Raw genomic sequence first — 17,563 nt, forward strand, 5'->3', positions numbered from 1 at the left:
GCATATTCTTTTTTTAATACATTACTAAAATGTCACAATTGTTACGGAAATGACTGGGAAAATGTGTTATCATGATAAAAAAAATGAAAGAACAAGTAATTTTTTATATATCAAAGGAGGAAAAAGAGATGAGAGCTTTTGTAGATCAGGATATGTGTATTGGATGTGGTATGTGTGTAGGTGTGGAGCCGGACGTATTTCGCATGAACGATGAAGATAAAGCCGAGGGCTATGCGGATACAACAGATGCGACGAGAGAAACGGTTGCAGAGGCGATTGATATGTGTCCGGTCGGTGCGATTTCGGAAAGTGAGGAATAAATTTCATGAATCTTTCCAGCTATTTAGAGCAGCATAAATCCATTGCGGAGGAAATTGCATTTATCAAGAATAACTTAAATGCAAAAAGCGTTGAGAGTAACGCGGATGAGATTGCTCTGCATATTAACCAGTTATCCGGCAAAATCAAGATACACTTGATGAATGAAGACAAGTTTTTATATCCGTCCTTAGGCAATCACCAGGACGAGGGTGTAAGAAAGATGGCAGCTGACTATCAGACGGAAATGGGCGGCTTACAGGAGACATTTAAAATCTTCAAGGATAAGTACAACACAAAGACGAAAATATTAGAGAACAAGGAGCTTTTTATAAAGGAAGGCACCGAGGTTATCAAAGCCATTGAGCAGAGAATATCAAAAGAAGAAGATGGAATTTATCTGCATATTTCTTAGGCAAGAGGAATTAGAGCAAAAACCATATATGAAAAGGCAAGAACGCATAATGCCATATAGAGTAAAAAACTGATATGATAGAAATAGAGTATCAGTTTTTTTGATATTATAGGAAACTGTAAAACAATTTCCTATAATATCAAAAAAATTATGCGCACCTCGCGGATAGGAGGTAGTTGCTACGCAACCCGCTCGGGCGCGAAGAATGTGCCAAGGCACATTCTTATTGATGGAGGACAATATGAAATTAAAGCTAAACGGTATATGGGAAGCAGCCTTTGAGAAAAATGACGGTGAATTGTGTTATCTAAATGAAATACATCTGCCGGCAACGACAGAGCAGGAGGAGCTTGGAGAGGAAGGAACAGAGAAAACCTCTCTTTATCTCGGAAGAAAAAGACCTGTCTGCGGGGCAGTTTGGTATCGCAGACGGATTGTCATACCAAAGGAATGGCAGGGGAAATACGTGCGCCTTACGCTGGAGAGAAGCAAATTTACGAAGGTGTGGATGGACGAAAACTTTATCGGGGAATCCTATGAGACATTGATTGCACAAAAGTTTGAGCTTGGGAAGCTGGAAGCAGGAGAGCATGAAATTGCCATCAGGGTAGACAATGACTTAGCGAAGTATGAGTGCTTCCCCGATAGCTTCTACAACGGGCATCAGTATACAGAGCATACGCAGACGAATTGGAACGGAATTCTGGGTGAGATGTATTTGGAATGCCATGAGGGCATTTTTATTGAGCGTGCCCTCGTACACAGGCAGGAAAATAATATGAAGGTTCATATTGAAACAGGACTTCAAGCGGACATTGAGGTATTTCCTGTTCGGATGCAAATTGGTATTTATGAGGCGGACACAGAGCGATTGGTGTTTAAACAGGAAAAGGTTGTTAAAAATCAAGAGACAGATTTCCTGATTCCAAATGAAGTGTTACAGGAGTGGAGCGAGTTTTCACAGCCGCTTTATAAGACAATCATCTGTTTGAAAAACGAGAAAGGCGAGATGTTATGCAAGCCTCATTCTATCTTGACCGGAAGGCGCAAAATTGAAGCGGTTAAAAATGAGATAAGAATGAACGGAAAAAGAATATCGCTTAGAGGAAGTCTGGACTGCGCGATTTATCCTCTGACCGGAGCCTGCCCGTTTAGTGTGGAGGAATGGGAAGCGATTTTAGGAAAAATGAAGGAATTTGGAATGAACCATTATCGCTTTCATAGCTGGTGTCCGCCGGAGGCAGCTTTTACGGCGGCTGACAGGCTGGGCATCTACCTGCAGGCAGAGCTTTCCTGCTTTGCGAACGAGCTGTATCAGAAAGGGGATACACAGTATGACAGTGTACTGGAAAACTATCTCTACGATCAGGCAAAAAAGATATTAGAAACTTTTGGAAATCACCCAAGCTTCGTTTTGTTTGCCGTAGGAAACGAGATGAGAGGGGATAGTAAGGCTTACAATGAGCTGTTAAAGAGCTTAAAACAGGTTCGCACGGATATTTTATACAGCCAGGGCTCTAACAACTTTTTGGAGGACCCTCTGGTGTGCGAGGAGGACCAATTCTGGGTGACAATGAGGACAAGCCCGGATAAAAATATAAGGGCATCCTTTTCACACAATGATTTGCCGCTTGGAAGCATACAGAGCAAGGAGATGCTTGGAACTCTTCCAACCTATGAAGAAGAGGCAGCAGTCTCATCAATCCCCCTTATTGCTCATGAAATCGGACAGTATCAGTCATTTCCGAAATTACAGGATAAGGAGAAGTATACAGGAGTGCTGCGGGCAGATGTCTACTCTATTCTGGAGGAGAAACTGAAGGAGAAAGGCTTGCTTGAGAAAAATGAGAAGTTTTACCGTGCAAGCGGAGCATTGCTCGTTCAGTGCTACAAGGCAGAGATTGAAGCGAATCTGAGAACGAAAAATATGAGCGGTTTTCAGCTTTTGGGCTTGCAGGACTTTACGGGGCAGGGAACAGCCTTGGTCGGTGTGTTGGACGGCTTTTTGGAAAATAAGGACTTTATTCAGGCGGAGGAGTTCAAGCATTTTTGCAATGACGTAGTTGTGATGGCAGAATTACCGAAATACTGTTATACAGTGGGCGAAGAGATAGCGGTCGGAATATGTGTTTACAATTACAGCGGTGAAGATAAAACGGAAACGCTGACAGTCAGCCTTATTGTGGAAGATGAGGAGATAACTTCCCTTTGCTGCGAAACGGTAAAGGTAAACCAACAGTGTGTAGAGAAAGTCATGGAAGGTATTTTAACTGCCCAAAAGATTGATAAGCCATGTGCGGCAAAGCTGCGTTTGGTATATGGGGCATATGAAAATGAATATGACCTGTGGCTCTATCCGAAGCAGGATATTGCTTCTCTGCCGGAAAATAGGAAAAAGGGCGTATGGGTTACGAATATACTTGATACGAAGGCGGAAGACTGTCTAAGAAGCGGAGGAAATGTACTTCTATGCAATTCCAAGGCGGGAGAGGGCATTGAGGGATTTTTCCCGACGGACTTTTGGTGCTATCCAATGTTTCGAGATGCCTGTATCAAAACGGGAAATCCGGTTGCACCGGGGACGATGGGACTTTTGATTGACAAGAGCCACCCTGCCCTTAAACTTTTTCCGACAAATTCATATTCCGGGTGGCAGTGGCAGCAGATTGTAAGCTACGGCACAGGTGTTATTCTGGAAGGGGAAGAGGAGTGCAATATTATCGTTCAGGTTATTGATAATTTTGACAGAAATCATGTGCTTGGGCTTGTCTATGAGAAAAAAATCGGCGAGGGCAGATTGGTGGTATGTGCAAGTGACTTGCTAGAGCATCTTGACATACCGGAGATGAGACAGCTCTATATCAGTTTGCTCAATTACTGCAAAGAACTGTTAGAATAAGGCACCAACGACCGCTTAGCGACTAGACTTTCATCGCTAAGCGGTAATTTTTTGGAGTGGTCTGCTCCCATTTCTTAAAAGTGGCACAAAAACTGCTTTCATTGCCAAAGCCGGACAAAAAGCAGATTTCCTTTATTGAAATATTCGTATTTTTAAGCAGAAACTTAGCGTGGTTGATTCGTGTGGCGAGGATATATTCGTGAGGCGTATATCCGGTTTCTTTTTTAAACAGGCGGGTAAAATAGTAAGGGCTTAACGCCGCTTTTTCCGCTAACAGCTCCAAGGTGAGTGCCTCGCATATATGCTCGTTGATGTAGGCTGTGATATCCTCAATCACATCTGATCCTGCGAGAGAGCGTGCAGGCAAGTCCTTTGCGGTGATTAGCTGTGTCAGCATGTTTGTAATTGCCTGGGAGAGAAGTGCCTCCTTTAAAGCAGCATTTTCCCGAAATGCCATGTAAACTTTATCAATATATTTTCGAAATAAATAATCATCTCTGAGGGAGAGTACAAGATTGCTTCCCTCTGTAATCAGCTCAAAATACTGTCTGGCGACAGGTCCGTCAAAATGGAGCCAGAGAGCTTCCCAGCCCTTATCGGTATAATAATGATGAGGCTTATAGCAATCTAAAAAAACAATCTGGTTTTCCGTCGCAGTATAGGAGATATCGTCAACCACAACCTTACATTCCCCTTTTTTGACATACATCAAAAGAAAGCTGTCATAACTTTTGCGATGCAGGCTATAACCAGCAGAATAGTAAAAATGTCCGGTGCAAAGCGGATAGAAAAACATTGCTTTGGTCTGCGGACTTGCCGTATAAATATAGTAATCCGATTGTTTTGAGATACCTGTTTCATAGGATTGCATCTTTTATCACCTCCGTGTAATATTATGATGTTGGGGTCAAAAGGTATTTTGACCCCTGATACTACGGATTACTACGCACTTTGTGCTCTCGTAATCCTAAAAACATTCGAAATCCGCCCTGTTCGGGCTACTTTCTCATGTTTTGCAGGTCCCAAAGTCATGTTTTTTCATGTTGGCATGAAAAACATGACCTTTTGACCTTGGTATCATCATATTATAGAAGAAAATGAAAAAATGGTCAAGGAAGAAAGAGCAATTTTTAAATATAAAGAAGCAAAATAATAGAATGAGAAAACAGATAAAATCAGGTATTATAAAAATAGTAAAGATTAAAATTAGTTGTTTTTTTGAAAATGGAGGTTGACCATGGAAGATGTGAAAATATGGGAGGAAGCGGTTATCATTCCCACCTATGAAATCGGAGAAGCAGATAAAAATCCAATATTTCTGGAAAAAAGAGTGTATCAGGGAAGCTCAGGAAAAATATACCCTTATCCGACGATTGATACGATTTGTGATAAGAAGACGGATAAGGAATATAAGGCGGTATATCTCGAAAATAAATATATCAAGGTTATGATTTTACCTGAGCTTGGCGGGCGTATCCAGAGGGCTTATGATAAGACGAATGACTATGATTTCGTCTATTATAATAGGGTGATTAAGCCGGCACTGGTGGGGCTTACCGGGCCTTGGATTTCGGGAGGAATTGAGTTTAACTGGCCGCAGCATCACAGACCTACGACCTTTTCGCCTGTTGACTATAAGCTTGTAGAAAATAAGGACACAAGTAAGACTCTTTTAATTAACGATGTGGACCAGATGTACGGCACCAAAGGAATCGCAGGCTTTACCCTGTATCCGGACAAGGCTTATATTGAAATAAAAGGGCAGCTTTACAACAGAACGTCCATGCCGCAGACTTTTTTGTGGTGGGCAAATCCCGCGGTGGCAGTAAATGACGATACGCAGTCTATTTTCCCTCCTGATGTACAGGCGGTCATGGATCACGGAAAACGCGATGTATCAAGCTTTCCGATTGCGACTGGCATGTATTATAAGCATGATTACAGCGAAGGTGTGGACATTTCCCGCTATAAAAATATTCCGGTTCCGACGTCATACATGGCAGAAAGCTCGGACTATGACTTTGTCGGAGGCTATGATTACGGCTTAAAGGCAGGAATTCTTCATGTGGCAGATCATCATATCTCGCCGGGAAAAAAGCAATGGACCTGGGGATGCGGTGACTTCGGAAAGGCTTGGGACAGAAACCTGACGGACGAGGACGGTCCTTACATTGAGCTGATGACGGGCGTTTACACGGATAACCAGCCTGATTTTACATGGCTGAAGCCTTTTGAGGAGAAATCCTTTCAGCAGTATTTTATGCCGTATAAGGCGGTCGGAGCGGTGAAAAATGCGACGATACACGGTGCCGTGAACCTTGAGCTGAGAAAAGAAGGAATATATATCTGTGTCTATGGCACGCAACTCTTTGAGCAGGCTGTAATCCGTCTGCTACATAAGGGAGCTGCCGCATGGGAGGAAAAAACAACTCTTTCCCCGACGGATATTTTCGAAAAGACAATTTTAATCGAAGATGTTGAGAACGAGACAGATTTAAAAATTGAAGTCTATCATGAAGATTTGCTTCTGGTAGAATATGAGCCAAAGCAGAAGAAGGAGCAGGAACTGCCGGAAGCGGCAAAGCCGGCACTTTCTCCAGAGGAAATCAAAACAAATGAGGAGCTGTATCTGACAGGGCTTCATATTGAGCAGTACCGCCATGCCACCTATTTGGCAGATCCTTACTATCTGGAGGGCTTAAAACGCGATGAAGGTGATATGAGGTTAAACAATGCCTATGGAGCGCTGCTTATGCGAAGAGGACTGTTTGAGGAGGCAGAAAAGTATTTCAGGACAGCACTCAAAAGAGCGACATGGAAAAATCCCAATCCTTACGATAGTGAACCGTATTATAATCTGGGACTTTCTCTGTTATACCAAAGAAAAGAGAAAGCGGCTTATGATGCCTTTTTCAAGGCGACATGGTCGAGTGAGCAGCAGGAGATGTCCTTCTATTATTTGGGAGCAATTCTTGCAAGAGAGGGTAAATTTGAGGAAGCGCTTGCGCTTGTGACAAAGGGCTTGATTAAGAATAGTCACAATATAAAGGCAAGAGGCTTAAAGGCATATCTGCTACGAAACCTTTCGAAAAGAGAAGAAGCACTGAGATTTATAGAAGAGAGCCTTGAGATTGATCCTTTTGATTATGTGTCTATGTTTGAACGGAGCTTTTTAGACGAAGAAAATAAGGGACAGATTTTAACTGAAATGAACCTTAGGATGAGGAATTTTGAAGAAAATTACTTGCAGGCGGCGAGAGATTATGCAGAGTTTGGCGCTTATGAAGAGGCGGTAGACATGCTTTGCCAATGCACGAAAGAAAAGCCGATGCTCTGCTATTATAAGGCATATTATCTAAAACAGATGAAGAAAGAAGATATCACGCTGCTAAAAAAAGCGGAGCAGGCAGATTCTGCTTATTGCTTCCCGAATAAGTTGGAAGATATTGCAGTGTTAAACTATGCAATGGAAGCGAATGAGGACGGTGCGAAAGCCTATTATTATTTGGGGAATTTATATTATGATAAGCTTCAATACGAAACAGCTATCTCTTTATGGGAGAAATCTGCAGAGCTGGATCCTACATTTCCGACAGCTCTTCGCAATTTATCGTTGGCATATTATAATAAAGAGAAGGAGCCAGAGAAAGCAAGAGAGGTGCTGGAACGAGCATTTTCCTTGGATACAAGCGATTCGAGAATCTTTTTGGAGCTTGATCAGCTCTATAAAAAGCTGGGAGTATCGTTTGAAACAAGATTGTCTCGCTATGAGAAATATAAGAAAACCTTTGAAAAAAGGGATGATTTGTTTTTGGAGTATGTCGCTTTGCACAATATGCTGGGACAATATAAGAGGGCTTACGAGCTGATTATGAGCCGCAGCTTCCATCCTTGGGAGGGAGGAGAAGGAAAAGTGCCGGCACAGTATAAGCTGTCCTTAATTGAGCTTTCCAAGGCGGCAATGGCAGAAAACAAATTGGAACTTGCTAAAAAATATCTGGAGCAGGCTCTAATCTACCCGGAAAATCTCGGAGAAGGAAAGTTAGAGGGCGTGAAGGATAACGATATTTATTATTATCTCGGCTGCGTTTTGGAGAAAATGGGAGATGCCAGAGCGGAGGAATGTTTCTTACAGGCGGTAATCGGAACAGATGAGCCGGCAGGCATGATGTACTATAATGACCAGCCTGCCGATATGATATTATATCAGGGACTTGCCTATTTAAAATTACAGGAAGAAGAAAAGGCAGAGAAAAGGTTTAACCGTCTGGTTGAGTACGGAAGAGAGCATTTGAAGGATGAGGTTCGGATTGAATATTTTGCGGTATCCCTGCCTGATTTTTTAATCTTTGAGGAGGATTTGAATACTCGGAATCGGGCACACTGCTATTATTTAATCGGACTTGGAAAGCTTGGACTTGGAGAAAGCAAAGAGGCTATGGAGGCTTTTGTAAAGGTTTTGGAGCTTGATGGAAATCATATCAATTGCAGACGTTTGATGAAACAGCTGAAGGGAGAATAAGATGAACAGCTATGGCTACAATGCAACGTATTTGATAAAAAATGGGAAGCCTTGGTTTCCGATTATGGGAGAAATTCATTTTTCCAGAGTGCCCAAGGAAGAGTGGAGAGACTATCTGCTTAAAATGAAAGCGGGCGGTGTCACGGTTGTGTCGTCGTACTGTATCTGGATTCACCATGAGGAGATAGAAGGACGTTATGATTTTGAAGGAAATAAGAATGTCGGCGAATTTGTAAAGGTATGTCAGGAGTGCGGCTTGGAACTGATACTGCGTGTCGGACCATGGTGCCACGGTGAGGTGAGAAACGGAGGCTTTCCGGACTGGCTTTTACAAAAGCCGTTTCAGCTTCGGGAAAATAATGAGGAATATTTTAGCACGATAAGGCAGTATTACGGCAAGCTATATGAGCAGGTAGACGGGCTGCTTCTTGGGCAGGGCGGACCGATTATCGGTTTGCAGATTGAAAACGAATATGGACACTGTGGGGGTCTGACAGGTGAGGCAGGCGAGGAGCATATGAGGAGACTTACAAAGCTTGCGAAGGAAGTGGGCTTTGAAGTGCCGCTTTACACAGCCACGGGCTGGGGAGGCGCGGTAACAGGAGGATTGATTCCGGTTATGGGCGGCTATTGTGATGCTCCTTGGGACGCGAGGATAACGGAGATTGAGCCAAGCGGCAACTATGTTTTTTCACATGAGAGGAACGACCAAAATATCGGAAGTGACTATGGAATTGGGCATGGAATCACGTTTGATATGAATGCATTTCCGTTTCTCACCGCAGAGCTGGGAGGCGGTTTACAGGTGACAAAGCACAGAAGACCAAGGGTGTCGGGAAGCGATATCGGAGCAATGTCCTTGGTCAAATTAGGAAGCGGTGTCAATTTGCTTGGCTATTATATGTACTGCGGCGGTACAAATCCAAAGGGAATTTTAACAAGCTTGCAGGAGACGAAAGCGACGGGCTATGCAAATGATTTGCCTGAGCTGTCTTATGATTTTCAGGCAGCAGTCGGAGAGTATGGGCAGATATCTGATGTGTATAAGGAAATCAAACTGCTTTCGATGTTTATAAAAGATTTTGGGGAAGAACTATGTAATCTGCCTTCTGTTATACCGGCGGATAATCCGAACACACCGGCGGATTTTTTAAATTTGCGATATACGTATCGCCACGATGGCAGTAAGGGCTATGTTTTTATCAACAATTATCAGAGACGCAGAGTGATGGCGGAGCACAAAGATGTGGAGCTTACAGTTGAACTTTTGAACGAGACAATCACATTTTCAAAATTTGATGTAGCGGACGGAGATTATTTTTTCTATCCGATTAATATGAAAATTGGCGAGGCGGTATTAAAGAAGGCTTTTGCAACGCCGCTTTGTATTTTAAATGGGAAAAGCTATGTTTTTTACACAGATACGGAGCCAAATTATGAGCTTGCGGGCGAATTAGGGGATAACGAGCTTATCACCATCAGCCGCGAGGAAGCAAGGAATGCGTGGAAAGTAACACTCGACAAAGAATATTTAGTGATTGGCGACTGTGTCGTGCTTCAAAAGGATGAGGGATTGGAGCTTATTTCGAAGGGGAAAGTAAGCGTAAAGATTTATCCTGAGTTAGAGAGTGCACCGGAGGGATTTTTAAAAACCGGAAAGTCGGGAATGTTTACAACTTATGAGGCGGGAGAGGATATTGAGGCTTCCCAAGCGGAATTTAACCTGATAAAAGAGAGCGACAACAGCGTTTCTTATGAAATAGGAATACAGTATACAGGAAAGGCGGACAATTATTTCCTGCGGCTGGATTATGAGGGAGAAAGCGCAAGGCTGTATGCGGACGATGAACTGGTTGCGGACCATTTTTACTATGGGGAGGAGTGGAAGATTGGCTTAAAGAGGCTTGGGCTTCCCAAGATGCTGCGACTTGAGATTGCAAAGCTTTCAAAGGAGACTCCAGTTTATCTGGAAAAATCGCCGGAACTTGGAGCTGAGGGAGTGAAACGGCTTAAGGCGGCAGTGATTGAGAATGAGGTGAGACGGAGGCTGGAGATATGAGGAATTGCAGGCTGTGCTTCAGCCTGTAATTCCCGGGATTAATTTTTGACTTCAAACGCTTTCAATCCCATGCATAATTCCATAAAAAAAACATAACATAGTAATAATCAATATAGTCGGAGTAATGCGATGAAAAGGCTTAAGATATGGGCTTTTGTCCTTCTATTATTAATTACTTATACTTTATGTCCAATAAAACAAACTTATGCCAGTGAGTTAGACACTTCTGGTGAACAAAATACAGAAAGCGAAGAAGTCCAAGGCGAAGAAGGAGCAGAAACAGCAGATAACACTGCACTGATTGACAATGCAGGTATCGAGATTTCGGCTCCTTCTGCGATTTTGATGGAGGCATCAACCGGAACTATTATTTATGAAAAAAATTCAAAGGAGCAGTTAAGACCCGCAAGTATTACAAAGATTATGACTTTGATTATAATTTTTGATGCACTTGAAGCTGGGAAAATAACATTGGAGGATACCGTGACCGTTTCGGAGTATGCCGCCAGCATGGGAGGCTCACAAGTATTTCTTGAGCCGGGTGAAACGCAGACGGTAGATACGATGATTAAATGTATTGCAGTTGCAAGTGCAAATGACGCGTGTGTAGCAATGGCTGAGTACATATACGGCAGTGAATCAGAGTTCGTTAATCAAATGAATGAAAGAGCCAAAGGACTTGGCATGGAAAATACACATTTTGTAAACTGCAATGGTTTGGATGTTGACGGACATATGACGAGTGCCTATGACGTTGCACTTATGTCAAGGGAGCTGATTGTAAAATATCCGCAAATACATAATTATTCTACAATTTGGATGGAGAATATCACCCATGTTACGAAAAAAGGCTCGACGGAGTTTGGCTTAACCAATACAAATAAGCTGATTAAGCAGTACGAATATGCAACCGGATTGAAAACCGGCTCGACAAGTCTTGCAAAATATTGTGTATCTGCCACGGCAGTCAAAAATGACATTGAGCTGATTGCGGTCATCATGGCGGCACCGGATTACAAAGTCCGCTTTCAGGATGCTACAACCTTGCTGAATTTTGGCTATGGAAAATGTCAGGTTTATTCCGATGATAATCAGGAGCCTCTGCCTCAGATAGCAGTGAAAAAGGGAATTGAGCGAAGCGTGAATTGTGAGTATGAGGATAATTTTAAATATTTAGATGTAACAGGTGCCGATTTGACTTCTGTTGAGAAAGAAATGCAGCTTCCGGAAAGTGTAGAAGCACCGATCAATGCAGGAGATATGGCGGGGAAAATTGTCTATACATTAGGCGGAAAAGAAATTGGCTATACAAAGATTTTATATACTGCATCAGTCGACGAAGCTGCTTATATGGATTATTTTCTGAGGACATTAAAGCTATTTGTGTTATAAAAAAATGCTATGTACCGAGGGGAATTAATTCCCTCCGGGTCCGTCCTGACGAGGTCTTGTCGATTCAGGAAGCGGTTGAACGCTGGAAACAGACTTGGTTGAATTCTTACTTTGAGGTAAATCCACATTTGGGATATTGTCATCGTCCAAGTCGTCGTTAGATTTTGTGTTTTTAGATTTCATAGAGTACTCTCCTTTCACGGATAGAATGCGTAAAAAAGGAGATATTTATGCAGAAAATATTGAACTTTTCAGGCGAAATTTTAGGCTTTAATATTAGCTTGATTTATGATATGATAGCAAGGTGAAACGGTCCGCCATTTCACCTTGCTATGATTATTTATGACAAGTGAAGCAGTTTGCAGCATAGGAAATTTCTTTGCTATTTTCCAAGGAGACATATTTTGAAATATATTATAATTTTAGCCATATTGTGTATTTATCTCTATTATGAAAGCCGTGTGTTTAAAACACAGAGCTACGTTTTAAAATCAGATAAAATAAAAGAGCCGATAAAAATTGTCATGCTTGCCGACCTACACAATCATGTGTATGGGAAAGAAAATGATGTACTGCTTGAAGCCATTGACAAGGAAAAGCCGGATATCATTCTGGTAGCCGGAGATTTGATTGTCGCAAAGCCAAATAAAAAGCTGGATGTTCCGATTGCGTTAGTGAATAAATTAACCGAAAAGTATCCTGTTTATTATGGAATCGGCAATCACGAATACCGATTAAAGATATATCCGGAACAATACAAAACGATGTATGAGGATTATATGGGGGCGATAAAAAGCGATAATCTTCATCTTTTGGACAACAAACATGAAAAAGTGGTAATCAAAAATACCCCGCTGAATATTTTCGGACTGGAAATAGAGCGCGAATATTATCAAAGGCTCGTCAAAAAGAGTCTGCCGATAGATTATATGGATGGCTTGCTTGGAAAAATCAATCAGGAGGAATACAATATTTTATTGGCGCACAACCCACAGTATTTTAAATCCTATATCAAATGGGGGGCGGATTTGACACTTGCAGGGCATATTCATGGAGGGCTTATCAGGCTTCCGTTTTTAGGGGGAGTTGCATCTCCGCAGGTGGAATTCTTTCCGAAATATGACGGCGGAATGTTTCAGGAGGATGGCAAAACAATGATTATCAGTCGGGGGCTTGGGACACACACGATTAATATCCGAATCAATAATAGAGCGGAGCTTGTGAGTATTCAACTGACAAACGAGTAAATAATAAAATGAAACAGAATAAGGGATGAGAAAATGGGAATACCGGTTAAATTACAGGCATTTGAAGGTCCGCTGGACTTGCTTTTGCACCTGATAGACAAAAATAAAGTAAATATTTATGATATCCCCATCGTTGAGATTACGAAACAATATTTGGATTATATACAGCAGATGGAAAAAGAAGATTTGAATATTATGAGTGAATTTCTCGTTATGGCGGCTACGTTAATTGATATCAAATCCAGAATGTTGCTGCCAAGAGAGAAAAACGAGGACGGCGAGGAAGAAGACCCAAGACAGGAATTGGTTGAAAAGCTCATTGAGTATAAAATGTACAAATATATGTCATATGAGCTGAAAGACAGGCAGATTGATGCAGAAAAAGCATTGTTTAAGATGCCGACGATACCAAAGGAAATAGAAGAATACAGCGAGCCTATCGATATGGAGGAGCTGCTGGATGGTTTGTCCCTATCAAAGCTGCACGGCATATTCAAATCCATTATGAGAAGACAGGAAAACAAAATTGACCCAATCAGAAGTCAGTTTGGAAAAATAGAGAAAGAGGAAGTAAACCTTTCGGAAAAAATCGAATACATTAAGATATTTGCCGACGAAAATCGAAAGTTTAGCTTTCGAAAGCTCCTGGAAGCGCAGTGTGGGAAGATGGAGGTTATCGTGACCTTTCTTGCCATTTTGGAGCTGATGAAAACCGGTATCATAGCCATTTCACAGGAAAATATTTTTGATGATATTTTAATCACGGCAATTTGAAAAAAGCCTTGATTTAAAGAGAGGGAAACAGTGGAGATACAGAAATTGGAAGCGATTATTGAAGCGATTTTATTTACAATGGGAGAGTCTGTGGAGCTCAGCAAAATAGCTGCTGCGATTGACCACGACGAGGAGACAACAAAGAAAATAATACATAATATGATGGACCGCTATGAGGCGGAGGACAGGGGAATTAAGATTCTAGAGCTGGAAGATTCGTTTCAGATGTGTACGAAAAAGGAAATGTATGAATATCTGATTCGAATTGCAAAGCAGCCAAAGAAGCATGTTTTGTCTGAGGTGTTGCTGGAAACCTTGTCTATCATTGCCTACAAGCAGCCGATTACCAAGCTTGAAATTGAGAAGATTCGAGGAGTAAAGTGCGACCATGCGGTAAACAAACTGGTAGAATATAATCTAATCTGCGAATTAGGCAGGCTGGATGCACCAGGACGACCGCTTTTGTTCGGAACGACAGAGGACTTTTTAAGAGCCTTCGGCGTGCAGTCCATTGATGAGCTGCCGATGGTAAATCAGGACCGCTTTGAGGAGTTTAAGAACGAAGCAGAGGAAGAGGTACAGCTTAAGCTGGATATTTAGTTGCAGGGAAGCCGTAATGTCTGAATAATAACAATATTTAAATGATTTTTACAATATATGTTGAGAAAATCTCCCAAATGTTGCATAATAGAAGTAGGGAAGTAACATTGTCACGTTGGGAGGTATTTGTATGAGTAAGATATTAGTAATGGGACCAATTTATGCTGAAACAACTGTGAAGGTATCAAGTATTCCGTTGCCAAACGAGAGTACGATAGATAATCCTTTCGGTATTATAACGAGTTTTTCGGGACATGGCTACAATGTTTCAAGAGCCTTGACAAAGCTTGGCGATACGGTGAATTTTTTATCTTTCTGCGCCAATGATCCGATTAAACTGATGATGGATGAGAAGCTTAACAGAGTCGGAATTACGGATGAATTTCTTGTGCCGTCTTTAAGCCAGACGCCCCACACAATTGTGCTGTTTTCTGATGAGAAAACGAGGCAGGTTATCAATGACTTAAAGGAAAGCGATGAAGTAGAGTATGACGAGGAGATGTTCGACAGGGCAGTGGCAGACTGTGATATGGTTGTTCTTTGCAATTCCAATTATGCCAGACCATTTTTGAGAAGAGCGAAAGAGATGGGCAAAAAAATCGTCGTAGATGTTCAAGAAGTTAAGGGCGTTGATGACGAATACAACAGGGAGTTCATGGAATATGCGGATATCTTGTGTTTGAATTTTTCCTATGCGACCAAACCATATGAAGATTTCGTAAAGGCGATAGAAGCAAAATATGGGAATGAAATTATTATCATGGGAATGGGCGACAAGGGAGCCATGATGTATGTGAAGAAGGATAACTTTATCGGTTCATTTCCGACTGTGCGCACTCGTGAGATTGTAAATACGATAGGAGCAGGTGATTCCCAGCTTTCCGCGTTTGTCCATTTTTACATCAAGACCCAAAATCCATACTATTCATTGAAGGCAGCAATTCTTTTTGCTTCCTACAAGATAGGAAATCCAAGTGCTGCACACGGTTTCCTGACAGAGGAACAAGTGGAGTTATTTTATAGCACGATATGGAAATAAAAGAATAAAATATATAAGGTGAATATGCAGGCAAATTCATTTGCTGTGAATAACAAATGTAAAAAGAATGTACGCAAGTACATTCTTTTTATAAATAAATGAAAAAAAGACTTGCAAATATAACGAAAATGTGGGATTTTATTATAGAATGTATTTTTCGTAAAAGGATATGGAGGAAGTACGATGAAAAAAGTAGTTAAGTTTGGCGGAAGCTCACTGGCAAGTGCAGAACAGTTTAAGAAAGTTGCAGATATTATTCATGCAGATTCGGACAGAAAATATGTAGTTCCATCAGCACCGGGGAAACGTTTTTCGGAGGATACAAAGGTTACGGATATGCTTTATGATTGCTACCGGACTGTAGTGGAAGGAAAGCCGTTTGACGAGAAGCTGAAAATGATTAAGGCTCGTTACGACGAGATTATTAAGGGACTTAAGTTAGAACTGTCATTAGATAAGGAATTTGAGGTAATTAAAAAAGAATTCCAAGAGCAGGCAGGAAGCGATTACGCTGCTTCACGAGGAGAATATTTAAACGGAATCATTATGGCAGCTTACTTAGGCTATGAATTTATAGATGCGGCAGAAGTAATCTTTTTTGATGAGAATGGAAGCTTTAATGCCCAAAAGACAAATGAAGTACTTTCATCAAAACTTGCTCAAATAGAGAGAGCTGTTATTCCGGGCTTTTACGGTGCTTATCCGGATGGAAAGGTAAAGACTTTTTCACGAGGCGGTTCCGATATTACCGGTTCCATCGTAGCAAAGGCAGTGAAAGCTGATTTATATGAAAACTGGACTGACGTATCCGGTTTCCTTGTTGCAGACCCTAGAATTATCAAGGATGCAGAAGTGATTGAGACGATTACATACAGAGAGCTTCGTGAGCTTTCCTATATGGGAGCAACGGTGCTTCATGAGGATGCAATCTTCCCGGTAAGAAAAGAAGGAATTCCGATTAATATTAAAAATACAAATGCTCCGGAAGACGCAGGTACGATGATTGTAGAAAGCACATGCCGTCAGCCGAAGTATACGATTACAGGTATAGCAGGTAAAAAAGGTTTTGTTGCAATCAATATTGAAAAAGATATGATGAATTCTGAAATCGGATTTGGAAGAAAGGTATTGGAGGCTTTTGAAAAGCATGATATTTCCTTTGAGCATGTGCCATCCGGTATCGATACAATGACGGTTTTTGTTCATCAGCCTGAGTTTGAGGGAAAAGAGCAGCTTGTACTCTCTGATATCCACCGCCTTGCTTCACCGGATACGGTTGACATGGAGACGGATTTGGCATTGATTGCTGTAGTTGGGAGAGGAATGAGGGCTACAAGAGGAACAGCCGGAAGAATTTTCTCTGCTTTAGCGCATGCAAACATCAATGTTAAGATGATTGATCAGGGATCAAGTGAGTTAAATATTATCATCGGTGTAAGAAATAGTGATTTTGAAGCTGCGATTAAAGCGATTTACGATATTTTTGTGTTAATTCAGTTATAAATTGAACTTATAAAAAAATAGATTAACCACATATAGGTGCTGGTTAATCTATTTTTTGTTTAAAAGATTTAAAAAGTCCCATTCTCATATTGTCGTCCATTAATCTTCTCACATCTTCCTTTGACATTTCCTTGTTGTATTGATACCACCAGTGAACAGTGGACATGAGATTGTTTGCAAAGAGAAAAGAATAGAGCATGGCAAAGGAGTTCTTCTGTGGATTTTTCAAAGTGTCCTTATCTAATTTAGCCATTAGCTGCTGCTGTATGATTTCTATCATTTCATTATAGATGTGACGGTCGATTACAGCATGCCAGAGTACCTGGTACGGATAGCGGCGTGCCCAGAAAAAGTCAAGTATTTGCATAAACTCGTCGCTGTAGCGTTTATCCATAAGCTGTTCCGGTGAGGCTTCTATGAAATTAGGTCTGATGTTGACCTGCAGTTCCTTTAAAACTTTTTCAAGATATTTGTCCAGCAAATCATATTTGTCAAAGTAATACTTATAAAAAGTAGAGCGGTTGATTCTTGCCTCTTTGCAAATCATGTCAACTGTAATTTTATGAAAAGGCATTCTGGTAAGCAGCCCTAATAAAGAAGAATCAATATTCTCTAAAGTCTTTAGTACTCTTAAATCAATATTATCCATATTAATCTCCTTTTTGTGCAATAAACAACAAATACACTGTGTTTGTCGGATAAGCAACATAGCAAGAAAAACTAGTGATTGGTGAATGGGTTTTTGTTTGATAACATTATAACATAAATATTTGACCGGTCAAAGAAAACAAAGTT

Annotated in this window: 14 protein-coding genes; 11 read left to right on the forward strand and 3 right to left on the reverse strand. The window is 41.2% G+C overall.

What is annotated here, in order from left to right; all coding sequences use genetic code 11:
* Nucleotides 1-128 precede the first annotated feature (128 nt).
* From CTY48_RS05910 to CTY48_RS05920, 3 genes are all read left to right on the forward strand, one after another.
* Nucleotides 129-320, forward strand: a complete 192-nt coding sequence (locus tag CTY48_RS05910) for a ferredoxin (RefSeq protein WP_099470084.1) — start codon at nt 129-131, stop codon at nt 318-320.
* A 5-nt stretch (nt 321-325) separates the two neighbouring features.
* Nucleotides 326-733, forward strand: coding sequence for a hemerythrin domain-containing protein (locus CTY48_RS05915; RefSeq protein ID WP_099467605.1), 408 nt, complete (start codon nt 326-328; stop codon nt 731-733).
* A 241-nt stretch (nt 734-974) separates the two neighbouring features.
* Nucleotides 975-3,632, forward strand: coding sequence for a glycoside hydrolase family 2 TIM barrel-domain containing protein (locus tag CTY48_RS05920; protein ID WP_180272654.1), 2,658 nt, complete (start codon nt 975-977; stop codon nt 3,630-3,632).
* 22 nt (nt 3,633-3,654) lie between these two features.
* Here CTY48_RS05920 and CTY48_RS05925 read toward each other — a convergent pair whose 3' ends face one another.
* Nucleotides 3,655-4,503 carry an AraC family transcriptional regulator gene (locus CTY48_RS05925; RefSeq protein ID WP_099467607.1) on the reverse strand — a complete coding sequence of 283 codons (849 nt, stop codon included), beginning with the start codon at nt 4,501-4,503 and terminating at the stop codon, nt 3,655-3,657.
* A gap of 366 nt (nt 4,504-4,869) precedes the next feature.
* Here CTY48_RS05925 and CTY48_RS05930 point away from each other — a divergent pair, with 366 nt between their 5' ends.
* From CTY48_RS05930 to CTY48_RS05940, 3 genes are all read left to right on the forward strand, one after another.
* Nucleotides 4,870-8,154 (forward strand): DUF5107 domain-containing protein, encoded by a 3,285-nt coding sequence (locus CTY48_RS05930; protein ID WP_099467608.1) that lies wholly within the window; start codon nt 4,870-4,872, stop codon nt 8,152-8,154.
* A gap of 1 nt (nt 8,155) precedes the next feature.
* Nucleotides 8,156-10,213, forward strand: coding sequence for a beta-galactosidase (locus CTY48_RS05935; RefSeq protein WP_099467609.1), 2,058 nt, complete (start codon nt 8,156-8,158; stop codon nt 10,211-10,213).
* A gap of 129 nt (nt 10,214-10,342) precedes the next feature.
* Nucleotides 10,343-11,605 (forward strand): D-alanyl-D-alanine carboxypeptidase family protein, encoded by a 1,263-nt coding sequence (locus CTY48_RS05940; RefSeq protein WP_099467610.1) that lies wholly within the window; start codon nt 10,343-10,345, stop codon nt 11,603-11,605.
* 24 nt (nt 11,606-11,629) lie between these two features.
* Here CTY48_RS05940 and CTY48_RS19575 read toward each other — a convergent pair whose 3' ends face one another.
* On the reverse strand, nt 11,630-11,788 hold the full coding sequence (locus CTY48_RS19575) for a hypothetical protein (RefSeq protein ID WP_180272655.1): 159 nt from the start codon (nt 11,786-11,788) through the stop codon (nt 11,630-11,632).
* A 221-nt stretch (nt 11,789-12,009) separates the two neighbouring features.
* Here CTY48_RS19575 and CTY48_RS05945 point away from each other — a divergent pair, with 221 nt between their 5' ends.
* The 5 genes from CTY48_RS05945 (at nt 12,010) to CTY48_RS05965 (ending at nt 16,768) form a co-directional block, all read left to right on the forward strand.
* The gene (locus CTY48_RS05945; protein ID WP_236354778.1) at nt 12,010-12,852 is read left to right on the forward strand and encodes a metallophosphoesterase; all 843 of its coding nucleotides are present in this window, start codon (nt 12,010-12,012) and stop codon (nt 12,850-12,852) included.
* Between the two features lie 33 nt (nt 12,853-12,885).
* On the forward strand, nt 12,886-13,626 hold the full coding sequence (locus CTY48_RS05950) for a segregation and condensation protein A (protein WP_099467611.1): 741 nt from the start codon (nt 12,886-12,888) through the stop codon (nt 13,624-13,626).
* Between the two features lie 30 nt (nt 13,627-13,656).
* Nucleotides 13,657-14,226: an SMC-Scp complex subunit ScpB gene (gene scpB / locus CTY48_RS05955; protein ID WP_099467612.1), complete on the forward strand. Its 570-nt coding sequence runs from the start codon at nt 13,657-13,659 to the stop codon at nt 14,224-14,226.
* 130 nt (nt 14,227-14,356) lie between these two features.
* Complete coding sequence (locus tag CTY48_RS05960; protein WP_099467613.1) at nt 14,357-15,265, forward strand: carbohydrate kinase family protein; 909 nt, start codon at nt 14,357-14,359, stop codon at nt 15,263-15,265.
* Nucleotides 15,266-15,448: 183 nt separating this feature from the next.
* Nucleotides 15,449-16,768 carry an aspartate kinase gene (locus CTY48_RS05965; protein ID WP_099467614.1) on the forward strand — a complete coding sequence of 440 codons (1,320 nt, stop codon included), beginning with the start codon at nt 15,449-15,451 and terminating at the stop codon, nt 16,766-16,768.
* A gap of 43 nt (nt 16,769-16,811) precedes the next feature.
* Here the strand turns inward: CTY48_RS05965 and CTY48_RS05970 are convergent, their stop codons facing one another.
* Nucleotides 16,812-17,417 carry a TetR/AcrR family transcriptional regulator gene (locus CTY48_RS05970; RefSeq protein ID WP_099467615.1) on the reverse strand — a complete coding sequence of 202 codons (606 nt, stop codon included), beginning with the start codon at nt 17,415-17,417 and terminating at the stop codon, nt 16,812-16,814.
* Nucleotides 17,418-17,563: the final 146 nt, after the last annotated feature.

Source organism: Konateibacter massiliensis (assembly GCF_900184995.1).
GTDB classification, from domain to species: domain Bacteria; phylum Bacillota; class Clostridia; order Lachnospirales; family Lachnospiraceae; genus Lachnotalea; species Lachnotalea massiliensis.